The following is a 25,001-nucleotide window of genomic DNA, read 5'->3' as shown; positions in this document are numbered from 1 at the left end:
TCCAGGTCGCGGAGCCGGGTGTCCGGGGCGGCGCGCGTCCTCAGCCGGCCGGGAGGTCAGGCGGGTCGAAACGACGGCTGAACAGGCCCATGAGCGAGGTGACGGCCCGGCTGCGGGCGGCGAACAGCCGGCTCCGCGGTTCCAAGCTCACCCCGAACTGCTTCTTCGTCTCGTAGGCCGCCGCGCCGAAGCGCAGCGTACGGGCGCCCGACGAGATGGCGTTCCGCACGCAGGCGGTCAGGAGGGCGTGATAGGCGGCCGTGCCGGCGGTGCGCTCGTAGTCACGCCCGATCCATCTGACCGCCAGGTCGTCGTCATCGCGGAGCAGGGCGATGCAGCCGACCAGCGTGCCGTCCCGGTGGGCCGCGAGCAGGGTCAGGTCGGCGCCCAGGACGGTGGCCGCCTTGACGAACAGATCCGGCCCGTAGTGCCGGACCGCGCCGTGACGGCGCGTGACGTCCGCCACCATCCGGTCCAGTGCCGGACCGTCCCCGGCCGTCGGGTTCAGCGGCCGGACGACGATGCCCTCGCGTTCGGCGCGCCGCTGCGTGCGGCGGATCTCACGGCGCCTCTTGCTCGGCAGGTCGGCCAGATAGTCGTCGAACGACGGCCAGGTCAGATCCAGACGGGTGTCCGGCAGCCAGCCGAGCCGGAGATAACCGCGTGGTTCCGCATGGGCCGGATCCGGCGCGGGCAGATGGTCGACGACGCAGAACGGCGACCGCTCTCGTCTGGCGAAGTCGCGGATCTCCCGCAGCAGTACGTCGAGCTCGGCCCGTGGATCGGGGCCGTCACCCACCAGCAGCCCCGGGGACGCCGTCATCGGCACGGCGACGTGCAGGAAGGGCGAGCGGCGCAGCAGCCGGCCGAACCGCGCGTCGAGCCGGGGGTTCTGCAGCCGGTGTTCGAGCGCGCCGACGGCGGCGGCCACGAGTCTTCCCTGCCGGCGTACCAGCAGATATCTGGGCCGGTGATCGGCCAGGACGGTCTCGGCCAGGTGGAGCCAGCGATGCCGGACGAAGGGGAGCTCGCCGCGGAGCGAGTCCCATTCGCCGGGTGACACTCCCTCGATGGAGGTGAGCACGTCAACCGTGTGCATCGCTGTTCTCCGGCCCGGCCACCTCGAACCTCATGGTCCCGGCGACGAGGTCGGCCGAGGCGTCCAGCGCGGCGGTCGTGGCCGCCCGCACGACGAACCAGCCGAGCCGGTCCGACACGTCCTGGTAGGGCCGGACTCGCCGGCCCGGCCGGGCCAGCACCACCAGCTCGGCCAGCTCCGGGACGGCCCTGACCCGCTCCTCGCCGGACACCGACACCAGGGTCCCGGCCCGCTCGGCGGTGATCACCTGCCATCGGACCGGACGTGGCGGGTGCGGATCCAGCTCGATCGGCAGACCGGTCGCGGCCTGCACGGCGGCCCGTACGGGGTCCACGCCGTGGCAGAGCCGTACCAGGTCGTCGGTTCCGTTGCCTCCCGTGCGCAGCCCCAGCTCGATGAGGTACGGCTCGCCGTCCGGAGTGACGATCAGGTCGAGGTTCAGCGGCCCGCGCCGGTAGTCCAGGCGGGCGCAGACCTTGTCCACGACGGAGCGGACGGTGTCCTCGATGTCCGGGGGCAGCGCGACCGGCATGTCGCGGCGCAGGGTCAGCACCAGAGGCGGTGGGCTCACCGTCTGCCGGCTCACCGCCATGAACACCACGCGTCCGTCGTCCACGACGCACTCACAGTTGTAGAGGACTCCGGGGATCTCCTCCTCGACCATGATCATGCCGCTGTAGGAGCGGTCACGGGCCGCCATCGCGGCGGACAGGACAGCGCCGGGGGAGACGCATCTGGTCACCCCGCGCCCGCTCTGCGCGTCGGCGGGCTTGACGAACACGGGGAAGCGGAGCGCGCGGGCCCGCGCGGCGAGTTCGGCCGGGTCGTCGCCCATGATCCAGGGATAGGACGATACGCCGAGTTCGTCGAGGATGCCGCGCACCACCCACTTGTCCAGCGAGGCCCGGGCCGCCTCCTCGGAGAGCCGGCTCGGCAGCCCCAACGCGACGGCCAGCGCGCGCAGCGCCGGCACCGCGACGTCACTGGACGGCGCCACCACGCCCGCCACGTCCGTACGCCCGCCGAGCGCCGCCAGGATCGCCCCGGCGTCGCGGGTGCTGACCGGCAGGTACTCGTCGGCGAGGGCGACGCCCGGCGCGGTGGCCGACTGGTCCACCGCGATCGTCCGGTAGCCCATCCCGGCCGCCACGCGGTAGGTGGACAGCGCGCCGTCGGCGGCGCCGAGGATCAGCAGTGAGGTCATGCCGTGTGCTTCCGGTGCCGGGCGACCGCCTGGTCGATGTAGCGCCCCAGCGGCAGCGACAGCACCGCGACGGCCAGGGCCAGGTGGATCACCATGAACACGACGGCGGTAGCGATGCTGGGCGGTCCACCGGTGAAGACGATGATGTGGGAGGCGTAGTGGAGGTGCGACGGCGGGCCGTCGGGCCAGTCGTAGGTGAGCCAGAACGTGAGATCGTTCAGCCCGGAGATGACCACCAGGACCGAGGCGAGCCCCAGCTTGAGGACCGACGTCGTACGGGCTCCGCCCATCCGGTAGCCGAGCAGCGCGAACAGCACGACGAACGTGACGGTCAGCAGGATCCACTGGTAGATGGTCTGGAACAGGAGGTCCTGCTGATCGCCGGACGCGGCGCCGAAGGGCAGGATCCGCAGCACCAGCCCGGTGTCCAGGACCCCCATGTAGAAGACGACCGCGGCCAGCAGCAGCGGCGGTCCGAATCGCCGCAGGGGCAGCAGCGCGACGGTCACCACGCCGAACACGAACGGACTGAGCCGGAAGGCCCAGTCGGCCAGGTCGCCCAGCGTCTGCTGGGGCGGCAGCACGAGCATGATCAGCCCGGCGAGCACGGCGGTGGGGACGCCGGACACCAGCCACAGCCAGTTCCGGTTCCGGTGGGCCGCCGCGATCCAGGCGTCGGCGCGGGCGGTGCCGCGGCGGGCGGGGCGAACGGAGGTCATCGACCGGCACCCGATTCGTTGGCCGGCTTCCGCACCCAGAACGGCCCGAGCGCCAGCGCGTCCACGTCGGTCTTGAGGTAGCAGGCGACCGCGTCCTCCGGGGTGCACACGATCGGCTCGTCGTTGTCGTTGAACGAGGTGTTGACCAGCATCGGCACCCCGGTGAGCTCGTCGAACCGGCTGATCAGCTCGTGGTAGAGCGGGTTGTCGGCGCGGCTCACCGTCTGCACCCGGGCGGTGCCGTCCACGTGCGTGATCGCGGGCACCACGGCCCGCTGGTGCTCCAGCACGTCGAAGACGAGCAGCATGACCTCGGACGGATGGTCACTGGCGAAGTACTCGCCGGACCGCTCCGCCAGGCAGGACGGCGCGAACGGGCGGAACGGCTCGCGATGCTTGACCTTCTCGTTCATCCGCGCCTTGGACTGGGGATCGCGCGGGTCGGCCAGCAGCGACCGGTTGCCCAGGGCTCGCGGACCGCACTCCATCCGGCCCTGGAACCAGCCGACGATCAGCCCCTCGGCGATCCCCGCCGCGGTGTGGCGGGCGATGTCGTCCACCCGCTGGTACTCGACGCCCGCGTCGCGTAACGCCTGCTCCATCCGCTCCTCGGTGAACTCAGGACCGGTGAAGACGTAACCGGTCGTCGGCCTGGGCCGGTCGAACCGGCCCACGCTCACCTCCAGCGCCGCGCCGAGCGACGACCCGTCGTCGGCGGAGGCCGGCTGGGCGAAGAACTCCTCGAACCCGGTCTCCAGCAGGATGCGGCCGTTCATCACGGAGTTGAGCGCCACCCCGCCGGCCACCGCGAGCCGGGTCATCCCGGTCTCCTCGTGCAGCCAGCGGGCCAGGTGCAGGCCGGCCCGTTCCAGCGTGGCCTGAAGGGCGTAGGCGATGTCCATGTAGTGCTGCGGGACGGGATTGTCCTGGGTGATCCGGGTCTGGGGCCGGGGCGGGCCGAAGGTGTCGATGAACTTCCGCGACACCATGTGCTTGCCGTTGCGGTGGTGCTGGAAGTAGCTCAGGTCCAGCTCGTATCCGCCGTCCGGGGTGAGGTGCAGCAGCTCGGCGAACTGCTCCACGTAGGTGTCGTTCCCGTACGGCGCGAGGCCCATCACCTTGCCCGCGTCGCGGGTGGAGTAGAAGCCGAGGTAGCCCGTGACGATCGCGTACATGGCGCCCAGCGAGTGCGGATACCGGATGCGCTTCAGGTCCCTGATCCGCTTGCCGTCGCCGACCGCGAGGCAGGTGGTCGTCCCGTCGCTGCCGACCCCGTCCAGGGTGAGGACCGCGGCTCTGTCGAACGGGCTGACGAAGAACGCGCTGGCCGCGTGCGAGCGGTGGTGGTCGATGAGGTGGACCTTGAACTTGGTCGGCCCGGTGTGGCCGACGGCGGCCCTGACGTCGTCGGCGAGGGTGTACGTGCGCTTGATGTGGGCCAGGACCGCCCCGCCGACGTGGTAGTCGTCGTTCTTCTTGGGGCCACCGCCGTGGCGCAGGGTCTCGACCAGGCCGGCCGACTTGGCGCCGTTCTCGCGCTCGTTGCGGAACACGTCAAGGGTGCCGGGGAAGTAGCGGGCGAACACCTTCGCCGCGTGCGCGGCCTCCCGCCAGCGCTGCCAGTAGAACGCCACGTGATCCACCTCGTCGAGGCCGATTCCGGCCTGCTCCAGGCAGAACTGGATCGCCCGGGCGGGAAACCGGCCGTCGTGTTTGACCCGGGTGAATCTCTCCTCCTCGGCGAAGGCGACGATCTCGCCGTCGCGCACCAGCGCCGCGGCCGAGTCGTGCACCCGGGAGATGCCTAGTACGTACATGTCGTTCGCTCCAATTCGCGGAAGATCATCATTCGCCGGATCGTATGAGCCTTGATCGGGATGGACAGGGCTAGAGCCGCCAAGGCGCCGAGCGCGCCCAGCCAGGGCACGAGGGCGGCGGCCAGCAGGCCCGTCGCGACCAGGCCGACCAGCGCGCCCGACGAGGTCACGACGAGCACGTCGTTGTTGGTGTTCTCCACCAGGTAGCCGGCGTACATCACGATCAGGAAGAGGATCAGCACGACGCCGACCAGCAGCCCGAGCGCGAGCACGGACGGCTCGCCGGCGGTCAGCTGCCCCCGCGTGACCGGTACGGCCAGCAGCAGGGCGAACACCGCCGCGAACCCGGCGCCCAGGCGCTCGCCGAGACGCAGCAGCCGCCGGGCGCGGGACCGGCCCGAGCGGCCCTGGACGCCGCGCAGCCGGTGGGAGGTGGCCGGCTGCGTTACCCGCAGCAGGTAGACGACCACCTGGCAGACCGCGACCGCCGGGAGCAGGGCGAGATAGAGCGTCCCGCTCTGGCCCGCCAGCCCGGAGACGGCGAGCACCAGGTAGACGAGCGCGAAGCAGAGCGCGTCGCACAGGTCGGCGACGCCGAGCAGCCAGGTGAGGCGGGCCAGCTTGCCCAGCAGCCGGCGGCGCGGCGCGCCCGGCGGTCTGCGCAGCCAGTCGCGGGGCAGCGCCGCCACGGCCATGGCGGTGACCACGAGGGTGCCGGCGAGCAGCAGCAGCAGATGGACCTGAGGCGCCCAGCCGACCAGCAGGGTGGCCGCGGTGACGGCGAGCACCACGCCGCCGGTCGCTCCGAACGCGACCGTGTCCAGCCCCGGCCGGCCACGCAGCCGGTGCAGGCCGGACACCGCCATCAGCAGGCCGGTGCAGGCCGACCAGGTCCCGGCGGCCAGGTAGGCGGTCGCCGCCGACAGCGGGGCGAACACCGCCACCGGGACGAGCGCGGCCAGCAGGACCAGGGTGGGGACGGCCGCCATGGCGAGCGACAGCCGGGCCACCGAGGGGCCGAGCCGTCTGGTGCGGGGCAACGTCTTGAGCGCCGCCTTCTCCGGCGCGTCGCCGGCCAGGAGCAGCCACGCGCACTGCCCGACGGCGCCGGCGTAGAGGCTGAACGCGGGCCCGTCCCACACGGCCACCAGGGCGACCGCGGTCACCTGGACCCCGATCCGGAACGCGCCCCGGCCGATCAGCAGCCGCAGGATCGTCGCGGTCCGGGGGACGGCCACCGTCACGGTGGTCACGACGGCGCCCTCGTGGTGTCCGCCGGGCCGAGCAGCCGGTCCTCGTCGCGGACCGGCACGGTCGACTCCCGCACGTAGAAGAGCCGGGGACGGGCGGCCTGGCCCGCCGCGATCGAGACCAGGTGACGCACGGTGAACCCGAGGACCGCCAGCGCCACCGCCGCGAGCAGGAACCCGGCGGCGCGGCCGGCCGCCGGGCCGAGCAGCCCGAGCGCGGTGGCGAGGGCGCACAGCAGCGCCACCGCGCCGGCGCCCACGGCCAGGCCGGTGACCGCCGTGGTCAGCCGCCGGCCGACGCTGACGTACAGGTCGACGGCGTGCCGCGCGAGCCCGCGCACGTTCATCTTCGACGTGCCCCGCAGGCGGGCGCGGTGGCCCACCGGGACGGTGGTGTAGCGGTTCGTCAGCCGTGGCACGGTCGCCAGGAAGTTCGGGGAGCCCAGCCGGAGGTCCACGACGGTGCGCGCCAGTGATGTGCGCACCAGGCGGAACGCGGTGGCTCCACGGGGGACCTCGATCCCCAACCGGGCGGCGAGGACGTGGAAGCCGGCCGAGCCGAGGCGTCGGAACCACGGGTCGTCGCGGCCGGCCCGGACGCCGAACACCGCGTCGTGCCGCCCCCGCGCCGCCGCCTCGATCAACCGGCGCGCCTCGGCGGCGGGGAACTGCTGGTCGGCGTCGAGGTGCAGGACCCACGGCCGGCTCGCGTACCGGTATCCGGCGGAGAACGCCGCCTCGAAACCGAAGTTGCGGGTGAAGGAGATGTACTGCACCCGGGGGTCGGCGTCCGCCAGCGCCTTGAGCGCGGGCAGGGTGCCGTCGCCGCTGCCGTCGTCAACGAAGATCACTTCGAGGTCGAGGTCGCCGAACTCGGCCACCACCTCGGCGTAGACGTGGCCGACGTTGTCGGCCTCGTCGAAGCAGGGGATCACGATCGAGAGCCCGGCGTCGGCCGGGCCGTCGCCCGTGGTCAACGCCGGCCCGTGGCGAAGTGCGGGCGGATCCGGTTGTCGTACATGGTCAGCGCGGACGCGACGGCGGTGTGCATGTCGAGGTACTTGTAGGTGCCGAGCCGGCCGCCGAAGAACACTCCGGGCTCGCTACGGGCCCGCTTCCGGTACGCCTGCAGCCGGGCCCGGTCGGCAGGGGTCCCGATCGGGTAGTACGGCTCGTCTCCCGCGCCGGCGAAGCGGGAGTACTCGCGCATGATGACGGTCCGGTCGTCCGGATGGCCGCGTTCCGGATGCAGATGGCGGAACTCGTGGACGCGGGTGTGGGGGACGTCCTCGTCGGCGTAGTTCATCACCGCCGTCCCCTGGAAGTCGCCCGTCGGCGCGACCTCGATCTCGTAGTCCAGCGTGCGCCAGGTCAGGGCGCCTTCGGCGTAGCCGAAGTACCGGTCGAGCGGGCCGGTGTAGACGACGGGGACGGCGCCCGCGGCGTCCAGGTCGAAGAAGTCGGTGCCGAGCCGGATCTCGATGCGGGGATGGTCGGCCATCCGCTCCAGCCAGGCCGCGTACCCGTCGACCGGAAGGCCCTGATGGGTGTCGTCGAAGTAGCGGTCGTCGAAGGTGTACCGGACCGGCAGCCGGCCGATGATCTCCGGTGGCAGGTCGCGCGGCGAGGTCTGCCACTGCTTGGCCGTGTAGCCGCGGATGAGCGCCTCGTACAACGGGCGCCCCACCTGGGAGATGGCCTTCTCCTCGAGGTTGGCCGGGTCGGGGAACTCCGCCGCCTGCTCGGCGAGGAGCGCGCGGGCCTGGCCGGGCGACAGGACGCGTTCGAAGTATTCGCAGATCGTGCCCAGATTGATGGGCATGGAGTACACGCGGCCTTTGAACACCGAGAAGACCCGGTGCAGGTACGGGGTGAAGGCGGTGAACCGGTTGACGTACTCCCAGACGCGTTCGTTGGAGGTGTGGAAGACATGGGTGCCGTAGGTGTGAATCTCGATGCCGGTGGTCGGCTCGATCTCGCTGTGGGCGTTGCCGCCGATATGGTCGCGGCGCTCGACGACGAGCACCCGTAAACCGAGCTCGCGCGCGGATCGTTCGGCCACGGTGAGGCCGAAGAGCCCGGCGCCGGCTATGACGAGGTCAATCTCCACTGCCGTCCTTGGGTTCTTCACGCCGGCTGGCACGCCATGGGTCTTGTGGACTGCCGGCGAGCAGACGGTCGTATCGCCCAGAGAGCCACCCGCTCTGGGTTGTCACCCGGTCCGCCCCCGCGCGGTTCGAGTCGCGGTTGACCGGTGTTGATGTTGCCGGTGTCAGTATCACTGGATATGGGGCAGGGTTCGAAAGTCCTTTGCGGGCGGTTGTAATGGAGTTGTGACTCTTTGCTGAACGTGGGGTAAGTGTCGCTGTCAGTGATCATCTGTCGTCAGGCGCCGGGCACCGGCGCGATCGTCCACGGCGCCGTAGGTGGACGCCCGGAACAGGAAGGAGGCCCAGGAGCGGTAGGGCCGCCACGCCTCGGCGAGCCCGCGGTAGGTGGCCGGCGGGGTGTCCTCCGGCAGGCCGTACGCCTCGCGCAGGATCGCGAACAGCCGCGGCTCGTCGCCCGGGAACGCGTCCGGCGCGCCCGCGCCGCGGATCAGGATGAGCCCGGCGGAGAACGGTCCCACGCCGGGCAGGGCGCGCAGCTCGGCCAGGGCCTCCTCCGGAGCCAGGGAGCGCAGGTGCTCGGTGGTGAGCACGCCGTCGAGCGCCGCGCGGGCCAGCCCGCGCACCCACTCCTCCTTCTGCGCGGGCAGACCGAGCCCGCCCGCGTCCAGCAGCGTCACGGGCGGCGGGAAGACCGGGTACTCCCGCCCGTCCAGGGTGACCTTCGCGCCCCACCGCTCGGCGATGCGCTGCTTGATCCGGGAGGCGATGAGCATCGACGAACGCTGCACGATCACCGCCCAGCAGGCCGCCTCCCACGGGCTCCAGAAGCACACCGGCCGCAGGCCGGGGCTGCGCCGGTGCAGCTCGCCGAGGATCGGGTCGGCCTCGCCGAGCTTGGCGAACCCGGCGCCGTCCACGTCGAGGGACAGGATCCGGGCCACCTCGCCCCGGATCCCCGGCCCGGCGGCCCGCGTGGTGGCCACGGCGACCCCGCCCGGCGCGGCCGTCACGGTCACGCCGATTGGCCGCCAGTCGGTCTCCGCGCAGTAGGCGAAGCGCAGCGCCCGCCCATCGGAGGGCAGCGCGCTGGTGGCCGGCCAGTCCTCGACGAAACGCAGCGAGGCGTCGAAACTGAACGGTCCCTCGGCGGTGAGCGTGAATCCGTGCGTGGTCATGCGCGAATGGTAAAAGCTCCCACCCGCCGCCCAGGCCCGCCTCTGGCCCCTTGCTCGACACCGGCGGCGCTCGGACCCGCGGACCGGTGGGGACCGGTCAGCGGATCCGAGCCCGGACTCAGCGGGACGCGGCGTGCCGCGCGGCGCGATAGCCGAAGACGACGGCGGGGGCGATGGTCGAGCCGGGGCCCGGATAGGTGCGGCCCATGACCGAGGCGGTGGTGTTGCCCGCCGCGTACAGGCCCGGGATGACCGACCCGTCCTCGCGCAGGACGCGGGCGTGCTCGTCGGTGAGCAGGCCGCCCTTGGTGCCGAGGTCGCCCGGATGGATGCGGACGGCGCGGAAGGGACCCCGCTCCAGCGCGCCCAGGTTGGGGTTGGGCTTGACCCGTGGGTCGCCGTAGTAGTTGTCGTAGACGGTCCGGCCGCGGCCGAAGTCCTCGTCGACCCCGGCGCGGGCGAAGCCGTTGAACCGCTCGACGGTCGCGGCCAGCCGTTCCGGATGGATGCCGATCTTCGTGGCCAGCGCCTTCAGGGACGGCTCCTCGACGAGCAGGCCCGCCTCGATCCACTTCTTCTTGCGGCCCAGATAGGCGGTGTTCAGGTAGCGCCGCGCGTGCCTGACGTCGGTGATCATCCACATCGGGCCGGGCACGTCGTGCCGGAGCATGTCGTGTCCGAGGTCGATGTACGACTGCGACTCGTTGGTGAAGCGTTCGCCGTTGGCGTCCACCACGATGCTGAAGGGGAGCGAGCGCTCGGCGACGAGGAAGCTGCTCTTGCCGTCGGGGCCGATCAGGCTCCCGCCCCACCAGGCGTCGTCCATGAGCGCCAGCGCGCCACCCGCCCGGGTGCCTGCCTCGATGGCGGTGCCCAGGTCGCCTTCGGGGGCGGAGGAGTATCCGGGGACGCCGTGATGCTTCAGGCGCCACTCGCGGTTGTTCGCGAAACCTCCGGCGGCCAGGACGACGCCGTGCCGGGCTCGGACCCTCCGCCGCCGGCCGTCCCGTTCGACGACCGCGCCCACCACCTCGCCGTCCTCCACGATGAGGTCGACGATCGGCGTGGAGAGCCAGACGGGGGTCTGCTGGGTGCGCACGATGTGCATGAGCGAGCAGGCGAGCGCGCCGCCGATGCCGACCGGGCGCTTGCCGGCGGCGAGCTGGCCGAGCGAGCGGAAGACGAACTGCGCGCCGCGGACGAAGCCGCTGGGGGTGGACCAGGCGCGGGCCAGCAGCCACACGTCGTCGGTCATGAGCGGGAGCGGGATGCTGTCCTTGGCGCGCGAGCTGGCGTACCAGTCGCCGAGCAGCCTGGTGTCGAAGGCCGCGACCTCGAGGGAGCGGCCCACCTTGCCGCCCGGCCGGTCCGGATAGTAGTCGGGGTAGTCGGCGGACCTTCTCCACCTGACGCCGAGGCGGCCGAGGAAGGTCACGACCTCGGAAACGGTCTGCAGGAAGGCCGCCCTGCGCTCGGGCGAGGAGGCCGGCCCGACGTCGCCGATCACGTCGTCCAGGTACCGGCGGGCCTCGCCGGTGGAGTCCTGGACGCCGGCCCGGATCATGAGCGGGTTGGCCGGCATCCACAGCCCGCCTCCGGAGATGGACGTGGTGCCGCCCCATTTCGGGGTGCTCTCCACCACCAGGACGGTCAGCCCTTTGTCGGCCGCGGCGATCGCCGCGGTCAGGCCCGCCGCGCCTGAGCCCGCGACGAGTACGTCGACGAGGTCGTCCCACTGATCGGTCATAAGCTCCCTCGTTTCACGCGAGACGGCCCGGAAGGCGATCTCACCAACCGGACAGTTCTGTCCGGTTAACGGTTCGTAGTCTGTGCGATGAGCGTTCGCCGAGTCAACAGGTGCGCGGACCGCCGGCCTCAGCTCGCCGACCGGCCTCGGCCCCGCCGACGGAACTCAGCTCGCCGACGGAACTCAGCTCGCCGACCGGCGTCGGCCCCGCCGACGGAACTCAGCCCGCCGACCGGCGTCGGCCCCGCCGACGGAACTCAGCCCGCCGACCAGCCGCCGTCCACCGGGACGATGGCGCCGTTGACGAACGAGGCGGCGTCGGAGGCGAGGAAGAGGGCGGCGTCGGCCATCTGCTCGGGCTGGGCCATCTGATCGCCCAGGGCGAGCACGGGCCCGAGCCGGGTGACGCCGGCCGTGTCGAAGGCGGCGGCGCCCTCCGCCGTGGCGATGTTGGTCAGGGTGGGGCCGGGCAGGATGGCGTTGCAGCGGATGCCCTCCTTGGCGTACGCCCAGGCCACGCTGCGGGTCAGGCCGACCACGCCGTGCTTGGAGGCGGTGTAGGCGGCGCCCGCCGCGCCGCCTCGGATGCCGGCCTCGGAGGCGGTGTTGACGATCGCACCGCGTCCCTCGCGCAGCATGTGCGGCAGGACGGCGTGGGTGACCAGGAAGGTGCCGGTCAGGTTGACGCGCAGCACCCTGTCCCACATCTCGATCGAGATGTCGGCCGGCAGGGCCAAGTTGTCGATGATGCCGGCGTTGTTGCACAGCACGTCGACGCGTCCGTACGCGCTGATCGCGGTCTCGACCATCGCGGTGACCGACGCCTCGTCGCCGATGTCGGCCGTCACGGCGATGGCGGCCTCCCCGATGCCGGAGGCGGTCAGCTCGGCGCTTTCGCGGTTGACGTCGCAGACCACCACGCGGGCGCCGGCCTTGGCGAAGGCGATGGCCATCGCTCTGCCGATCCCGGAGCCGGCGCCGGTGATGAGGGCCACGCGGTTGTCGAACGTGTCGGTCGTCATGGTTCGTCCTCCTGATGGGGGCGCGGCAGAGGGGGTGAAGGCGACGTGGGTCACAGCAACCGGACAACAATGTCCGGTTGCTACGATAGCCGCCATGCCTGCCGCGCGTCGACCGAACAGAGGGCCCAGTGCCGCGGCGGAGAACCGCGCGGCACTCATAGCGGCGGCCCGTGAGGTCTTCGCCGACGCCGGATACAACGCGCCGCTCAGCATGGTCGCCCGCGCCGCCGGAGTCGGGCAGGGCAGCCTCTATCGGCACTTTCCCGATCGCATCAGCCTCGCGCTGGCCGTGTTCGAGGACAGCGTCGCCGACCTGGAGGCCCTGGCCGCCGAGCCCGGCGCCGGTCTCGACGACGTGCTGGCCCTGATCACCGAGCAGACGATCGCCTCGACCGCGTTCGTCACCATGGTCAGCACGCCCTCGCATCCCGACCCGCGCGTCATCGTCCTGCGCGATCGCGTGGCGAGGCTGCTGGAGGGCGGGCTGGCCGAGGCCCGGCGGGCAGGGCGCGTCCGCGCCGACGTGACGGCCGAGGATCTGGTCCTGGCCGTCGGCATGCTGGCCAGCCTCCTGGCCAACCTCCCGGCCGCCGAGCGGTCCGAGACCGCCCGGCGCATGTGGAGCCTGCTCCGCGGCGGCATCGAGCCCTGACCGCCGTTTCTCCCCTTTTCTTGGCGAGACGGGTGTGGGGTGAAGCTGGAGGCGATTGTGGTGGTGGCGGGCCCTCGCAGCCCACGTCACGGACGGCGTCGGCGCGCCTGCATGGCGGCAAAGTGGAGACCGGCCGCCGAACAAGGAGAGCGCCAATTGACCGCCGAAGGCTGTGCTACATGGAATCGCGATTCTCTCAGCAGAGGATCGAAAGCGATGGAGAACATCGCGCGGTACATATTGGAGAAAACCGGAAGAACCGCCCCCGAACCGCGTTCTCTCCGGCTTGAGAACCGCCGCGACCAGCTCCCGTTCTGGATGGATCACATCGCCAAGGATCTCGCCACGAAATGGATGCTGCGGCTGTGGCGGTGGATTGGCTTGGACCATCTCTCTGCTCTATGAGGCAGGTGGCGTGCCCACGCTGGGCTGGGTATGCAGGGCGTCGGCGGTGACCACACGATCGTCCAGGGCGTTGGAAACACCCCAGCAGGCTGAGGCATTCGGCAGCAGAAGCGGCTACCGGCCATGCTCGGCCAGCTGGCCAAGGGCAACACTGATCGGCGATGAGGGGACAGCCGCGGTCTCCTCTGGTGATCATTAGGCGTCGAGAACCTCATGATCTCGAAGGTCGTGCCTGTTCTCGTCCTCAGACGAGTCTCCGGCCCCCTCCCACAGCCCAGACCGGTCACGTCACGAAACGGACACTCGGGCTGGTGCCGATACCTCGCCGTGGCCCTGACCGCCGCCCTGGGCGGCGGCGGCTCCCGCGCATGGAATCACGGCTCCAACTTCAGATCGTGCGTCCAGACCTGGGATAGTTGAAAGAGGATCGTTATATGTTTGTTGACGATCTCCTGTGCCAAGCCCTTCTGGGTACTGAAATTTCTTAGTGACGGCTCCATATTGTAGTCGAATTGCTCGATGAGGGACCTGGCGCTCTTGTCCACCTCGCCGGGGCTACGCCCCCAGGGCGACCATGTCCAGTCATTATTTTTGTCCAACGCCTCTTGGAGCGCCAGTAGACTTTGCAGCGCGTGCGTCTTATAGGCGTTAAGGATCTCGGATATACCCATAACTACCAGGTAAAGCGATTGACACGAGTGGTAGATTTTCTCGGCCCTCCGCCGTGGAATGGAGTCCCAGTATTCCAGAAAGGCTTCGAACGCTACCCCCTTGTTCAGTTTGTCCATCATTTCGATGTGTTCCTTAGCGGCATCACCGCCTTCCACCGGCGCCAGGACCCTGACTCTGTCTGCCGTTTTCAACCATTCCCGGGCCGCCCTGGAGTATTCCGCGTTGTCGTCGGCCGGCCAGCGGAACTTCATCACGCCTCTACCGGTCCAATGCTCGAGGAGGCTCCGCACCTCGCCGTAGTCTGCTAAGTCCAGGTGGGAGGGGGTGTTTCTGAAGTCGACAGCGTTCATGACGTCTCCCCTTGCGGCCGATCGAGTACCTTCTCGAGGTCACCAAACGCCTCAGCAAGGTTGTGGTCCTCTACGGCATCCTGTTTTTTGGCCATCATTTGGAGCCCCTGCCAGCCGATCTTCGCCGTGTCGGACAGGTTCGACATGGCCATTGCCGCCCCCGAACCCGCTTTACTCAGGGCTATGGCGAGATCATCAGCGATGAAATGCATCCAGGGTGGGGGCTCGTCGCGAAACCTCTTGGGGTCAGGTCCGCGCAGTTCGCCGTCGGTTCTTATGGTGGCCTCCCATACGGCCCCTGCAAGGACCTTTATCGCTTCCGCTCCTTTGGTGAGGGATTCGGAGTTCCACGTGGCGCCTTCTGGACCGGCCAATTAACGTTCTCCTTGTTCGGCGGCCGGTGACTTCGCGGCCGTGGTGGACGGGGATCGACGACTCAGCGGTCCTGCGACAGTTTGTCGAGCGTCTCCCGCGTTCGATACGCGTACATCGCCGCGTTCTGCTCCAGTCTCTTCCGCAGGCGCTCCTGGATCATCCGCGCCCTCTCCGCACGCTCGGGGGCGGTCACCTGCGCGTAGCGGCGGAACCAGTCCTCTTGGGCCTTTCGCAGCGTCTCCAGGGCCAGTTCGGCGAGCTCTTCGGAACCTCGGCGCATGACGCGGGGGGTTATCTCGACGAGTTCTACGAGCCCGCTCCCGCCGATCGTCACTCGGACGCTCTGGTCGCCCGAGAAGCCGTGCACGATCACATCATGAGCGAACGCACGCGATGCGGGAAAGGGCGATTCTACGGGTGGATACCGGTCGTTCATCTCTGCTCCGTTAAGGCAGTCGTCGTTCGCGATCGTGGGCAGGGAGCCATGACAAACCGTCCGCGCAGGCGTGCCGACGCCCGATGCCGTCCGCGACCTGAGCTAGGAAGGCTCGCACCATCACGATCGCCTCCGGCTTCACCCCGCGCCCGTCACCCAAGAGAACGTCCCGAGTGGCACTCGGATCTCACCTGGGATGCTGGAGGTGCGGCACACAAGTATGCGAGCCCCCCTGAATGTCGCAGCGAGCCCTGAAACCAGCATGATCCTATAAAAAGATCACCAGAAACGGGAGGAGTCATCATGGCAGCCGTACATCGCAACCGGCCTGAGACCGGCGCCGGGCTCGGCGGCCAGGGCCTCCAGATCTGCGACGCTGTCCTCGAACACGGCCAGCGCGAGGCTTGGTCTGGGCGTGCAGAGTGGGCTGGTTCTCCTTGACGATCAGGATGTAGCGGGCGTTCTTCTCGGTCACCAGGAAGGTGGCGTGCTCGCGCTGGGTGTGGAGCGCGTCGGCGCTGAGGACGCATCCCTCTAGGTCAAGCCCTGCTGGCAAAGGCTGGAATCAGGTGATCTCGTTCGTTTGCCGTCCACGTTGGTCTGTGCCAGCACCAGGCCGGAGGTGTAGTCGAACGCGGTCGGCAGGTGGACAATTCGGTGCTCGTCACGGCGGGTGCCGCGCAGCGGATCGAGGCCGGCGCCCGTCCCGTCGCTTCGGCCCCGGCCGCACCGCCTCCAAGCCCGAACGGGACAGCATGGCCATCTGGCGCGACCGGCCCGCGCTCCGCCTCCGACGTGCCCATGGCTCTGCCGATCCCGGAGCCGGCGCCGGTGATGAGGGCTACGCGGTTGTCGAAGGTGTCGGTCGTCATGGTTCGTCCTCCTGATGGGGGTGCGGCAGAGGGTGAAGGCGACGTGGTCACAGCAACCGGACAAGTCGCCCGCGCCGCCGGAGTCGGGCAGGGCAGCCTCTACCGGCACTTTCCCGATCGCGTCAGTCTCGCGCTGGCCGTGTTCGAGGACAGCGTCGCCGACCTGGAGGCCCTGGCCGCCGAGCCCGGCGCCGGTCTCGACGACGTGCTGGCCCTGATCACCGAGCAGACGATCGCCTCGACCGCGTTCGTCACCATGGTCAGCACGCCCTCGCATCCCGACCCGCGCGTCATCGTCCTGCGCGATCGCGTGGCGAGGCTGCTGGAGGGCGGGCTGGCCGAGGCCCGGCGGGCAGGGCGCGTCCGCGCCGACGTGACGGCCGAGGATCTGGTCCTGGCCGTCGGCATGCTGGCCAGCCTCCTGGCCAACCTCCCGGCCGCCGAGCGGTCCGAGACCGCCCGGCGCATGTGGAGCCTGCTCCGCGGCGGCATCGAGCCCTGACCACCGCCACGGCCCACCTCCACGACTACGGGTCCCACGGGTTTGGCTTCGCCTTGCGGTGACCCTGGGCCAAAGGCCAGGTCCGCGGCCGTGCACGCTCCGCATCGGCTGACCATGGCCTGGCTGCTTTGCTGATCGATGGCCTCAGGTCGGTCGCGATGTACGGCTATCGTGCGACTTTTCCCCTTTTTTGACGATCTTTATATAGGATCATGCTGGTTTCAGAGCCGCTACGACATTCGCGGTGGCTCACCTCTTCGCGTGCGGTGCCTCTGTGGTCCTGGTGCAATCCGAATGCCATTCGGTGAGGATGTTCCCGGTCGTGGAGATGGGCGCGGAGTGAAGCTGGAGGCGATTGTGGTGGTGGCAGGTCTTGGCGGCCAGGGGCGTGGACGGCATCAGCGTCGTCGCGGCTGCGCCCGAGCGGTCGTCATGGCTTCCTGTCTGCGATCGCGAACGACGAGTGCCTTAACGGAGCAGAGATGAACGACCGTTACCCGGCTGAAGTGGGCCATTCCATGGAGTCGGTCTTTCCCGAATCGCGTGAGTTGGCTGCTCAGCTGGTGGGGCAGGGGTTTTCGGGCGACCAGAGTGTCCGAGTGACGATCGGCGGGAACGGGCTGGTCGAACTCGTCGACATGGACCCCCGGGTGATGCGCAGGGGCTCCGAGGAGCTCGCCGAGTTGGCTGCGGAGGCGCTGCGGAACGCCCAGGAGGACTGGTTCCGTCGCTTCGCTGAGGCGACCGCCCCCCTGCGTGAGGAGCGGGCGCGCGTCATCCAGGAGCGCCTGCGGAAGCGGCTGCAGGAGAACGCGGAGATGTACGCGTATCGAACGCGGGAGATCCAGGAAACGCTCGCCAAACTGTCGCAAGACCGCTGAGCTGTCGATCCCGTCCGTCGCGGCCGCAAAGGCGTCGGCCGCCGAACAAGGAGAGTGTTGATTGGCCGGCCCCGAAGGCGCCACGTGGAACCCCGATTCCCTCAACAAAGGATCGAAAGCGATAGAGGGCATTGCGGGTGCCGTAAAAGAGCTGACCAAAACGGATGATCGCACCTACGACCGGCGCGCCCCCCGGCCCTCGGGCCAACGCGATCCGATCCCGCACCACTACCAGTGGTTCTATGCCGACGGACTCGCCGTGGAGGTCAATGCGGCGGCTAAGGCGGTGCTGGACGCGCTGTCGAACCTGAGGGGCCAGGTCACGTGGGGGTCGGACGGCCTCGCCAGGATGGCCAAGAAAGAAACCGCCGTGGAGGACCACAACCTCGCCGCGGCGTACGGGAAGCTTGAGAAGGAACTTGATCGGCCGGAAGGGGAGACGTCGTGAACGACATCGACTTCCGCAGAACTCCGTACTACCTGGACTTCGCAGATCATGAAGAGGTGGAGAATCTTCTCTCGCACTGGGGCCAAAAAGGCATGAAGTTCAGGTGGCCGGCGGACGACAACTCGGAATACTACGACGCGTTCGAGGCCTGGGGTGATGTGCGTGATGTGCTGCTGGCGCAGCTGGAAGATAATGATGCCTTGAAGAAACAGTTCAAGGAGATGCGGGAGAAGAACGACGGGGTGGCGTTGGACGCCTTCCTGGAGTACTGGGATTCCATTCCTCTGCAGAATGCCAGGGAAATCTCCCACTCATCCGAGGTGATGAGGGGAGCGGTCTGGGCGGTGAATCGAAAACTTTCCGCCTTCAAGGAGACCGCCATGCTGAGTCTTCTGGATCTCAAGAAGGCGCTGGACGACACCGAGGGATGGTGGTGGTCCCGTTGGTCCTCGATGGGGGGTGACCGCAGCGAGGTGGAAAATAGATCCCGGTCCCTCGTCGATGAATTCGACCTCCGCATGAAGCCGCTCACGTCCCAGCTCGAGCAGGACGTGGGCCAGGCAAGGGAAATCATCGTCAAGCAGAAAGCGGTTCTCGAGCAGATCGCCAAGCCCATGCCGAAAGACCTCGGATTAAACCCGTGATTCATGCCTGGAGCCGCTCAGGGCGGTGGTGAGCACCAGCACGCCGGCGCCGCCGCCCGCTTCCCCGTCCGGGCGACGGTGTCGACACGCATCAGGTGCGCCTACCAGGGACGGTTGATGTGCAGCGATGTGCCGTAGCTGACACTCGAGGTGTAGAGGTCGAGGTTGACCCGGGCCCGGTGAGACGGGCGGGCGTAATGAGTGTAATTCGTGGAGAGTGCCCTGGTCTGCCAGACGCCGTTGCATTCCTTGGCGTAAGCCGGTTCGTTACCCGGCGTGGTCCAGTCCACGAGCCGGATCCGGGCGCACCAGCCGTCACCCGGCCCGGAGTCGCGGAGCTGCGCGGTGACCGTGACCCACTCCCGGCCTTCGGTGCGGTCGATGTACCAGGTCACCCTGGCGTTCCGGATCTGCGCCTTCGCCCGGCCCGATGACGGGTTCTGCAGGTTCGGGAGATTCCACGTTTTGCTGATGACTCCGGTCTGCGCCGACGCGGCGGGCGACGTCGCGCAGAGCCCGGTGAACGTCAGGCCGGCCACGAGCGCGGTGTGGAGAAGTCGTTTCACTGTGCCCCCAGTGCTGGTGAGGTGTGGCCGTCGCCCGGATTCCCCGTCCGGGCGACGGCGTCGAGATGATCTGGCGTGCTGTGAGGGTGCGGGCCCCGTGCGCAACCTCAGGAGCGACCACTGCGGCCGGAGGATGACCTGGCCGGATCGTCAGCGGTTTCCGGAGTTCGGGGCCCAGGGGTTCTTCAGGCCCCAGTAGGTCCCGGATCCGTTGGGGTTCGTGCGGAGAATGAGTTTGGTCGCTCCGTAGCTGCCCGGCTCCTCGAAGTTGCCTGGCGCGGTGGCCAGAGATCTCGTCTGCCAGACCCCGTTGCACTCCTTGGCCGTGGTCTCCCTGAAGTCGGCGAAATACCCGTCGTCCGCTGAGAGCGTCATCCGCGCGCAGTGCCCGTCGCCCGGGCCGGAGTCGCGCAGCTGTGCGGTCACGGTGACCCACACCTGCTTCTCGACCCGATCCCTGCGCCAGGTGACGGTGATGTTCCGCAGTTGCGCCCTGGCCTTGCCGGTCTGCGGATACTGCAGGTAGGAGATCTTGGACGTCCTGACGTCGATCCCGTTCTGGACCGATGCCGACGCTGAGGCGGCCGATGGCGCCGCGAGCGCCGTAAGCGTCACGCCGGCCGCGAGCGCGGCGAGGAGAGGTCGTTTCACTGTGCCCCCGGTGTTGGTGAGAAGTGTTCGGGGCGAGGATCCGGCATGTCGGTATACCGCCGGTATATCGACAGATGTAGGTGGTACGGTCACGGCTCGACGAGGCCCGCCTTGAGATGATCTTGACAGGGCGACGGGCTCGCTGAGATGGTCATTGATTGAAATTTCACGAACGTGGGGCGTGAGTGGAGTTCCGCATTCTGGGGCCGATGGCCGTGTCGGACGGGGGCACGGGCCGGGGCGCCGACGGAGACGTCGACATCGGGGGCGCGGGCAAGCCGCGCCTCCTGCTCGCCCTTCTCCTGTCCCGGGCGCGCGCACCGGCCTCCATCGACTGGCTGACCGAGGCCATGTGGGGCGACGACCCCCCGCCCTCGGCCCGGCGCAACATCCAGCTGTACGTGCACCGGCTGCGGCGCGCCCTCGGCCAGGACCGCATCCTCGGCCACCGGGACGCCTACTCCCTCGCCGCCGCCGACGAGGAGATCGACGCGCCGAGGTTCCGGCGGCTGATCGGTGAGGGAGACACCGCGCTGGCCGAGGGCGGCCCCGGCCGCGCGGTCGAGCGCTTCGAGGAGGCGCTCGCGCTCTGGCGGGGCGAGCCGTACGCGGACTTCCCGGAATGCCCGCCGCTCGTCTTCGAGGCGGACCGGCTCAGGCAACTGCGCATCGCGGCGCAGGAGCGCCGAGCCGAGGCGGAGCTGGCGCTGGGCCGGGACACCACGCTGATCCCGGAGTTGTCCGAGCTGGCGAGCCGGCATTCGCTGCACGAGCGGTTCAGCGCCCAGTTGATGCTCGCGCTCTACCGGGCGGGCCGCAGGGGTGAGGCCCTGGAGATCTTCCAGCGGATCCGGGGAGAGCTCGTCGCCGAGCTGGGCCTGGAGCCCGGAGCCGAGCTGCGCGAGCTGCACCGGCGCGTACTCGCCGACGACGTACGGCTGCTGCCCGGCCTGCCGGGGCCGCCGAGCCCGTTGCCGCCGGACATCGGCGACTTCGTGGGCCGCGACGACGAGCTCGCCCTGATCGAGAAGCACCTGCCGGTCCGGGAACCCCGAGCCGGGTCCAGCGCGGTGCCGGTGGTCGTCGTGACGGGACAGGGCGGCGTGGGCAAGAGCACCCTGGCCGTGCGCGCGGCGCACCGGCTCCGGGAGTCCTATCCCGGCGGGTCGCTCTACATCGGCCTGCGGGGAACCGAAGCGCAGCCGTTGCCGCCGGCGGAGGCGCTGGAACGGCTGCTCCGCAGCCTGGGCGTCGAGGCGCCCGGCGACGGCGCCGGTCTCGACGAGACGGCCGGACGATTCCGGCAGGCGTTGGACGGGCGGCGGCTGCTCCTCGTCCTCGACGACGCCGGGAGCGTGGAGCAGATCCGGCCGCTGATCCCGGGTGACCCCGGCTGCGGCGTGATCGTCACCAGCCGCCGACGGCTGGCCGGCCTGCCGAGCACCGCCCGGGTCGAGATGCGGGTGCTCTCCGACGCCGAGGGCGTGCGCCTGCTGAGCCACGTCGCCGGTGACGAGCGGGTGCGGGCCGAGTCGCGCGACGCCGCCGAGGTCGTACGGCTCTGCGCCGGACTGCCGCTGGCCGTGCGCATCGCGGCGGCCCGCCTGGCCACGCGCCCGCACTGGGCGATCTCGGACCTGGTGGCCAGGCTCGCGGACGAGCGCCACCGCCTGGACGAACTGACCGTGGACGATCTCGACGTCCGGGCGAGCATCGCGCTCGGCTACCGGAGCCTGGCCGCCGACCGGCGCCGGGCCCTGCGGCTGATCAGCCTGCTGGGATCGCCCGCGTTCGGCGCCTGGGCCGTGGCCGCGCTCCTCGACCTGCCGCCCGGCCGGGCACTCGAACTGGTCGAGGACCTGGCCGACCACCGGCTCCTGGAGATCGTCGGAGGCCGGGGGGCCGGCGCGCGCTACCGTACGCACGACCTGGTCCGGGTCTACGCGGCCGAGCGGGCCGCGGAGGTGGAGCTCCCCGCGAAGGCGGCCGCCGCGATCGAACGGGTGGCCGTCGCCGGTCTGCGGACGATGGGAACGATGGTCGCGCGGCTGCCCCTGACACTGCCGAGGAGGCACCACCCGCCCGAGCCCGCCGAGCCCACCGTGGTCCCCCCTCCCGGCTGGCTCGCCGCCGAGGAGGAGTTCCTCGTCGGCCTGGTCGAGCGCGCCGCCCGCTCCGGGTTCGACGAGCTGGCCTACGCCCTCACCGAAACGCTGGTGCACGCACTGTTCGCCGTCCGCAACCGGTTCGACCCCTGGAACCGCGCGCTCGACGCCGCCCACGCGGCCGCGCGCGCCGGCGGCAGCCGCCGTGCCGAGGCGGCCGCAGAGAGCGGGCTGGGACAGCTGCGCTACTGCGAGGACCGGTTCGCCGACGCCAAGCGGCACTTCACCCGCGCGCTGGCCCTCTACCGGGAGCTAGGCGACGCGTGCGGTGAGGCGAACGCGCTGAACGGCCTGGGGACCGTGCACAAGGAGCTCGGCGAGCACGAGGAGGCGAGACCGCTGCTGACCCGGGGGCTGCGGATGTGCGAGGAGCTCGGCGACGGCGAGGGCGTCGCGCACGCGAGCTACGGCCTGGGCGTCGCGGATCGCGAACTGGGCGCCGACCGGCGGGCGCTCGGCCGGCTGAGCCTGGCGGCGCGGGCGTTCCGCCTGGCCGGACACCGTCCCGGGGAGATCATCGCCATCCGTGGCATCGGTCTGGTGTTCCGGGCCAGGGGAGACCTCGTGGGGGCGGAGAGGTGGTGCGCGGAGGCTCACCGGCGGGCGACCGGGCTGGCCGACCCGCACCTGCGCTGCTACACCGGCCAGGCCCTGGCCAAGGTCTGGCTCCGCGCCGGACGAACGGCGGAGGCCGAGCGGCTGCTCGCCGCGGGGCTGGAGATGAGCGCCGAGCTGGGTGACCGGTTCGGCACGGCGCTCGCCCTGCGCACCCTCGGTGAGGCGCATCTCGCGGCGGGACGCCCCGAACAGGCCCTCGCCCACCTCCACCTGGCCCTGACCGAGTGGGAGGACATGGAACACGATCTCTGGGCCGCCCGTACCCGCCGGGACCTGGGCGCGGCGCGCTCCCGGCTCGACGGTTGCCCGTCCGCGCACGACCTCTGGCGCTCCGCGCTGCGCACCTTCACACGGACCGGCGTACGCGAGGCGGGGGAGCTGAGCGACTGGCGTCGCCGATGGGGCTGCTCCTGCGACCTGCCGGACGTCCACGAAGATTGATGACCCGGCGAGGGGAGGGGAGCCCCTGGGTCCGTGGAAACAGAAGATCGCTCAGCCCGATGGGTCCATCCAACATGCAATGTGCTGCTATATGACGACTCCTCCCTTTCTTGGGCGATCTTTATATAGGATCATGCTGGTTTGAGGGCTGCCATCGCGAACGATGAGTGCCGTATCGGAGTAGAGATGAACGACCGTTGCCCGGCTGAAGTGGGCTATTCCATGGAGTCGGTCCTTCCTGAATGCCGTGAGTTGGCTGCCCAGCTGGTGGGGCAGGGGTTTTCGGGCGACCGGAGTGTCCGGGTGACGATCGGCGGGAGCGGGCTGGTCGAGCTCGTCGAGGTAGATCCCCGGGTGATGCGCCGAGGTTCCGAGGAGCTGGCCGAGTTGGCTGCGGAGGCGCTGCGGAACGCCCAGGAGGACTGGTTTCGCCGCTTCGCCCAGGCGACCGCCCCCCTGCGTGAGGAGCGGGCGCGCGTCATCCAGGAGCGCCTTCGGAAGAGCCTGGAGGAGAACGCGCAGATGTACGCGTATCGAACGCGGGAGATCCAGGAAACGCTCGCCAAACTGTCGCAAGACCGCTGAGCTGTCGATCCCGTCCGTCGCGGCCGCGAAGTCACCGGCCGCCGAGCAAGGAGAGCGTTAATTGGCCGGATCGGAAGAAGCCAAGTGGAATCGCGAGTCGCTCAGAGATACAGCGAGATGGCTGGATAACGTTGAGGAGTACATAACGAGCGAAGCCGATCAGCCGGCTCCCCGGCCCGAGAGCCGCCGCGGTCTGCCCGCGCCCTGGATGTGTTACATCGCCGATGATGCCGCAGTGGAACTTGATGCCGCGGCTATGGCGGCAAATTCATCAATAAAGAACCTGGTCGGTATGGTGAGGCTCGGCTCGGACGGACTCACGATGATGGCCAAAAGGCAGGCTGCCGTAGAGGACCACAATCTCGCTGAGGGGTTCGGTGACCTTGAGAAGGCCCTCGATCGTCCAGAAAAGGAGAAGCCGTGAGCAAAGAGTTCTACAACATCCCGTCGCACATGGACTTGGCGGACCACGACGAGGTGCGGAGCCTCCTCGCGCATTGGACGGACAAGGGCGCGATGTGGTTCAAATGGCCGGCGGACGACAACTGGGAATATCATGAGGCGGGCTCAAGATGGCTGAGAACGGCCAACAGGGCCGAACTGCCGGAAGGCGAGAAATATATGAAATATTTGGATGAGCGGAACGGAGGGGCGGCATTCAAAGCCTTCCTGGAATACTGGTACTCCGTTCCCGCACGGAACGCCCAGGACCTCCACGACTCGTCCTGGGCGCTTAACTTCCCAACTTGGGATATAGGCCACCACCTTGCCAACTACAAGAAGCTCGCCCTGCAAAATCTACTAACGCTCAAGAAGTCGTTGGACGAGCACAATGACTGGGTGATCCAGACCTGGCCGTGGAGCCTCCTGGATGCGGACAAAAAAGCCAGAGCTCTCGTAAGTATCTTCGACGAAAGGATGAAGGCAGCGCTGAGCATTTTTAATGACCTCAAGAGCGCAGCACTGAAGGACATCCGCAAAGAAAAAGCGATCCTCGAAGAAATCTCCCGCCTCAGGACGGAGAACCTCAAATTGGGCTCATAGCTCATGCCTGGAGCCGCTCAAGGCCGGGGTGACCGCCGCCGCGTTACGGCAGGGGGGCGATCGCACTGGATCCCACGGCGTGGCCGCGCCCTGAGCGAGGCCACGGCCCACACTTCGCGGACCTGGTTGGGGGAGGGCTGCCCCTGCAGATCTGCGGAAACAGGAGATCGCAGTTAGCTCATTGCTACTATGGGTGATCAAGTGATTACATTCCGCGATCCTCCTTCGTTGGAGCTCCCCATGCGCACCTCTTTCAGACTGCTCGCCTGCCTGGCGGTCGCCGGCGCCGTGCTGACGCCCGCCGGGGCCGCCGCGGCCGACGAGTCCGCCGCCAAGCGCTACATCGCCTCCTACTACTCCGAGGCCGGGTGCCGGGCGGCCGCCCGTGACGGGGTGCGAAAGGGGCGCTGGACCAACCCCGTCTGCGTGAAGACGATCCGTTTCCACCTCGGCACGTGGGACCTTTGGGTGGACTGACAGTGATGATGTAGATGAGCGCTTCCCGCCAGGGTCTGACCCTTGGACTGACTGACCTTCGGGTCCTCAACGG

At 69.4% G+C, this 25,001-nt stretch carries 26 protein-coding genes; 11 read left to right on the top strand and 15 right to left on the bottom strand.

The window, feature by feature from the left end:
- Positions 1-40 precede the first annotated feature (40 nt).
- The 10 genes from AC5L3X_RS34000 to AC5L3X_RS33955 all read right to left on the bottom strand — a co-directional run bounded on the left by AC5L3X_RS34000 (position 41) and on the right by AC5L3X_RS33955 (position 12,144).
- Positions 41-1,099: a GNAT family N-acetyltransferase gene (locus AC5L3X_RS34000; RefSeq protein WP_494862503.1), complete on the bottom strand. Its 1,059-nt coding sequence runs from the start codon at positions 1,097-1,099 to the stop codon at positions 41-43.
- Positions 1,086-2,303: an ATP-grasp domain-containing protein gene (locus AC5L3X_RS33995; RefSeq protein ID WP_494862502.1), complete on the bottom strand. Its 1,218-nt coding sequence runs from the start codon at positions 2,301-2,303 to the stop codon at positions 1,086-1,088. The genes AC5L3X_RS34000 and AC5L3X_RS33995 overlap by 14 nt, the downstream gene beginning before the upstream one ends.
- Entirely contained in the window at positions 2,300-3,022 is a 723-nt protein-coding gene (locus AC5L3X_RS33990) for a hypothetical protein (protein WP_494862500.1), read from the bottom strand. Before AC5L3X_RS33990 ends, AC5L3X_RS33995 begins: the two co-directional genes overlap by 4 nt.
- Positions 3,019-4,839, bottom strand: coding sequence for a carbamoyltransferase family protein (locus AC5L3X_RS33985; protein ID WP_494862498.1), 1,821 nt, complete (start codon positions 4,837-4,839; stop codon positions 3,019-3,021). The genes AC5L3X_RS33990 and AC5L3X_RS33985 overlap by 4 nt, the downstream gene beginning before the upstream one ends.
- Positions 4,827-6,092: a hypothetical protein gene (locus AC5L3X_RS33980; protein WP_494862496.1), complete on the bottom strand. Its 1,266-nt coding sequence runs from the start codon at positions 6,090-6,092 to the stop codon at positions 4,827-4,829. Before AC5L3X_RS33980 ends, AC5L3X_RS33985 begins: the two co-directional genes overlap by 13 nt.
- Positions 6,089-7,066: a glycosyltransferase family 2 protein gene (locus tag AC5L3X_RS33975; protein ID WP_494862494.1), complete on the bottom strand. Its 978-nt coding sequence runs from the start codon at positions 7,064-7,066 to the stop codon at positions 6,089-6,091. The genes AC5L3X_RS33980 and AC5L3X_RS33975 overlap by 4 nt, the downstream gene beginning before the upstream one ends.
- Entirely contained in the window at positions 7,063-8,199 is a 1,137-nt protein-coding gene (glf, locus tag AC5L3X_RS33970; protein WP_494862492.1) for a UDP-galactopyranose mutase, read from the bottom strand. The genes AC5L3X_RS33975 and glf overlap by 4 nt, the downstream gene beginning before the upstream one ends.
- 258 nt (positions 8,200-8,457) lie before the next feature.
- On the bottom strand, positions 8,458-9,375 hold the full coding sequence (locus AC5L3X_RS33965) for a DNA-3-methyladenine glycosylase family protein (protein WP_494862491.1): 918 nt from the start codon (positions 9,373-9,375) through the stop codon (positions 8,458-8,460).
- 118 nt (positions 9,376-9,493) lie between these two features.
- Positions 9,494-11,122 (bottom strand): FAD-dependent oxidoreductase, encoded by a 1,629-nt coding sequence (locus AC5L3X_RS33960; protein WP_494862489.1) that lies wholly within the window; start codon positions 11,120-11,122, stop codon positions 9,494-9,496.
- Positions 11,123-11,379: 257 nt separating this feature from the next.
- Positions 11,380-12,144, bottom strand: a complete 765-nt coding sequence (locus tag AC5L3X_RS33955; protein WP_494862487.1) for an SDR family NAD(P)-dependent oxidoreductase — start codon at positions 12,142-12,144, stop codon at positions 11,380-11,382.
- Positions 12,145-12,238: 94 nt separating this feature from the next.
- Here AC5L3X_RS33955 and AC5L3X_RS33950 point away from each other — a divergent pair, with 94 nt between their 5' ends.
- Positions 12,239-12,796 carry a TetR family transcriptional regulator gene (locus tag AC5L3X_RS33950; RefSeq protein WP_494862486.1) on the top strand — a complete coding sequence of 186 codons (558 nt, stop codon included), beginning with the start codon at positions 12,239-12,241 and terminating at the stop codon, positions 12,794-12,796.
- A gap of 216 nt (positions 12,797-13,012) precedes the next feature.
- On the top strand, positions 13,013-13,201 hold the full coding sequence (locus AC5L3X_RS33945; protein ID WP_494862484.1) for a hypothetical protein: 189 nt from the start codon (positions 13,013-13,015) through the stop codon (positions 13,199-13,201).
- A 374-nt stretch (positions 13,202-13,575) separates the two neighbouring features.
- Here the strand turns inward: AC5L3X_RS33945 and AC5L3X_RS33940 are convergent, their stop codons facing one another.
- The 3 genes from AC5L3X_RS33940 to AC5L3X_RS33930 form a co-directional block, all read right to left on the bottom strand.
- Positions 13,576-14,223: a hypothetical protein gene (locus tag AC5L3X_RS33940; RefSeq protein WP_494862483.1), complete on the bottom strand. Its 648-nt coding sequence runs from the start codon at positions 14,221-14,223 to the stop codon at positions 13,576-13,578.
- On the bottom strand, positions 14,220-14,597 hold the full coding sequence (locus AC5L3X_RS33935; protein ID WP_494862482.1) for a hypothetical protein: 378 nt from the start codon (positions 14,595-14,597) through the stop codon (positions 14,220-14,222). The genes AC5L3X_RS33940 and AC5L3X_RS33935 overlap by 4 nt, the downstream gene beginning before the upstream one ends.
- 62 nt (positions 14,598-14,659) lie before the next feature.
- On the bottom strand, positions 14,660-15,034 hold the full coding sequence (locus AC5L3X_RS33930) for a YbaB/EbfC family nucleoid-associated protein (RefSeq protein WP_494862480.1): 375 nt from the start codon (positions 15,032-15,034) through the stop codon (positions 14,660-14,662).
- 915 nt (positions 15,035-15,949) lie between these two features.
- On the opposite strand from AC5L3X_RS33930, the gene AC5L3X_RS33925 reads away from it, so the two are divergent.
- The 4 genes from AC5L3X_RS33925 to AC5L3X_RS33910 all read left to right on the top strand — a co-directional run bounded on the left by AC5L3X_RS33925 (position 15,950) and on the right by AC5L3X_RS33910 (position 18,381).
- On the top strand, positions 15,950-16,408 hold the full coding sequence (locus tag AC5L3X_RS33925; RefSeq protein ID WP_494862479.1) for a TetR/AcrR family transcriptional regulator: 459 nt from the start codon (positions 15,950-15,952) through the stop codon (positions 16,406-16,408).
- Between the two features lie 482 nt (positions 16,409-16,890).
- The gene (locus AC5L3X_RS33920) at positions 16,891-17,289 is read left to right on the top strand and encodes a YbaB/EbfC family nucleoid-associated protein (RefSeq protein ID WP_494862478.1); all 399 of its coding nucleotides are present in this window, start codon (positions 16,891-16,893) and stop codon (positions 17,287-17,289) included.
- Between the two features lie 61 nt (positions 17,290-17,350).
- Complete coding sequence (locus AC5L3X_RS33915; protein ID WP_494862476.1) at positions 17,351-17,737, top strand: hypothetical protein; 387 nt, start codon at positions 17,351-17,353, stop codon at positions 17,735-17,737.
- Complete coding sequence (locus AC5L3X_RS33910) at positions 17,734-18,381, top strand: hypothetical protein (protein WP_494862474.1); 648 nt, start codon at positions 17,734-17,736, stop codon at positions 18,379-18,381. Before AC5L3X_RS33915 ends, AC5L3X_RS33910 begins: the two co-directional genes overlap by 4 nt.
- Before the next feature lie 101 nt (positions 18,382-18,482).
- Here AC5L3X_RS33910 and AC5L3X_RS33905 read toward each other — a convergent pair whose 3' ends face one another.
- Together AC5L3X_RS33905 and AC5L3X_RS33900 are read right to left on the bottom strand one after the other, a co-directional pair.
- Positions 18,483-18,947: a hypothetical protein gene (locus AC5L3X_RS33905; RefSeq protein ID WP_494862473.1), complete on the bottom strand. Its 465-nt coding sequence runs from the start codon at positions 18,945-18,947 to the stop codon at positions 18,483-18,485.
- A 150-nt stretch (positions 18,948-19,097) separates the two neighbouring features.
- Positions 19,098-19,598: a hypothetical protein gene (locus tag AC5L3X_RS33900; protein WP_494862471.1), complete on the bottom strand. Its 501-nt coding sequence runs from the start codon at positions 19,596-19,598 to the stop codon at positions 19,098-19,100.
- Between the two features lie 209 nt (positions 19,599-19,807).
- On the opposite strand from AC5L3X_RS33900, the gene AC5L3X_RS33895 reads away from it, so the two are divergent.
- From AC5L3X_RS33895 to AC5L3X_RS33875, 5 genes are all read left to right on the top strand, one after another.
- Complete coding sequence (locus AC5L3X_RS33895; protein WP_494862469.1) at positions 19,808-22,822, top strand: AfsR/SARP family transcriptional regulator; 3,015 nt, start codon at positions 19,808-19,810, stop codon at positions 22,820-22,822.
- Between the two features lie 186 nt (positions 22,823-23,008).
- Positions 23,009-23,407, top strand: a complete 399-nt coding sequence (locus AC5L3X_RS33890; protein WP_494862467.1) for a YbaB/EbfC family nucleoid-associated protein — start codon at positions 23,009-23,011, stop codon at positions 23,405-23,407.
- A 61-nt stretch (positions 23,408-23,468) separates the two neighbouring features.
- Positions 23,469-23,831 carry a hypothetical protein gene (locus tag AC5L3X_RS33885; RefSeq protein ID WP_494862465.1) on the top strand — a complete coding sequence of 121 codons (363 nt, stop codon included), beginning with the start codon at positions 23,469-23,471 and terminating at the stop codon, positions 23,829-23,831.
- A complete protein-coding gene (locus AC5L3X_RS33880) occupies positions 23,828-24,451 on the top strand; it encodes a hypothetical protein (RefSeq protein ID WP_494862464.1) in 624 nt (207 codons plus the stop codon). Before AC5L3X_RS33885 ends, AC5L3X_RS33880 begins: the two co-directional genes overlap by 4 nt.
- Before the next feature lie 240 nt (positions 24,452-24,691).
- Complete coding sequence (locus AC5L3X_RS33875; protein ID WP_494862462.1) at positions 24,692-24,928, top strand: hypothetical protein; 237 nt, start codon at positions 24,692-24,694, stop codon at positions 24,926-24,928.
- Positions 24,929-25,001: the final 73 nt, after the last annotated feature.

The sequence above is a fragment of the Nonomuraea sp. CX421 genome (assembly GCF_059358955.1).
This window is presented reverse-complemented; position numbering and strand designations above follow the sequence as displayed.

What these genes read in the sequence shown, in the direction of transcription:
- AC5L3X_RS34000 (WP_494862503.1), bottom strand. Translation starts at nt 1,099, where the DNA reads ATGCACACGGTTGACGTGCTCACCTCCATCGAGGGAGTGTCACCCGGC.
- AC5L3X_RS33995 (WP_494862502.1), bottom strand. Translation starts at nt 2,303, where the DNA reads ATGACCTCACTGCTGATCCTCGGCGCCGCCGACGGCGCGCTGTCCACC.
- AC5L3X_RS33990 (WP_494862500.1), bottom strand. Translation starts at nt 3,022, where the DNA reads ATGACCTCCGTTCGCCCCGCCCGCCGCGGCACCGCCCGCGCCGACGCC.
- AC5L3X_RS33985 (WP_494862498.1), bottom strand. Translation starts at nt 4,839, where the DNA reads ATGTACGTACTAGGCATCTCCCGGGTGCACGACTCGGCCGCGGCGCTG.
- AC5L3X_RS33965 (WP_494862491.1), bottom strand. Translation starts at nt 9,375, where the DNA reads ATGACCACGCACGGATTCACGCTCACCGCCGAGGGACCGTTCAGTTTC.
- AC5L3X_RS33960 (WP_494862489.1), bottom strand. Translation starts at nt 11,122, where the DNA reads ATGACCGATCAGTGGGACGACCTCGTCGACGTACTCGTCGCGGGCTCA.
- AC5L3X_RS33955 (WP_494862487.1), bottom strand. Translation starts at nt 12,144, where the DNA reads ATGACGACCGACACGTTCGACAACCGCGTGGCCCTCATCACCGGCGCC.
- AC5L3X_RS33950 (WP_494862486.1), top strand. Translation starts at nt 12,239, where the DNA reads ATGCCTGCCGCGCGTCGACCGAACAGAGGGCCCAGTGCCGCGGCGGAG.
- AC5L3X_RS33945 (WP_494862484.1), top strand. Translation starts at nt 13,013, where the DNA reads ATGGAGAACATCGCGCGGTACATATTGGAGAAAACCGGAAGAACCGCC.
- AC5L3X_RS33940 (WP_494862483.1), bottom strand. Translation starts at nt 14,223, where the DNA reads ATGAACGCTGTCGACTTCAGAAACACCCCCTCCCACCTGGACTTAGCA.
- AC5L3X_RS33930 (WP_494862480.1), bottom strand. Translation starts at nt 15,034, where the DNA reads ATGAACGACCGGTATCCACCCGTAGAATCGCCCTTTCCCGCATCGCGT.
- AC5L3X_RS33920 (WP_494862478.1), top strand. Translation starts at nt 16,891, where the DNA reads ATGAACGACCGTTACCCGGCTGAAGTGGGCCATTCCATGGAGTCGGTC.
- AC5L3X_RS33895 (WP_494862469.1), top strand. Translation starts at nt 19,808, where the DNA reads ATGGCCGTGTCGGACGGGGGCACGGGCCGGGGCGCCGACGGAGACGTC.
- AC5L3X_RS33890 (WP_494862467.1), top strand. Translation starts at nt 23,009, where the DNA reads ATGAACGACCGTTGCCCGGCTGAAGTGGGCTATTCCATGGAGTCGGTC.
- AC5L3X_RS33875 (WP_494862462.1), top strand. Translation starts at nt 24,692, where the DNA reads ATGCGCACCTCTTTCAGACTGCTCGCCTGCCTGGCGGTCGCCGGCGCC.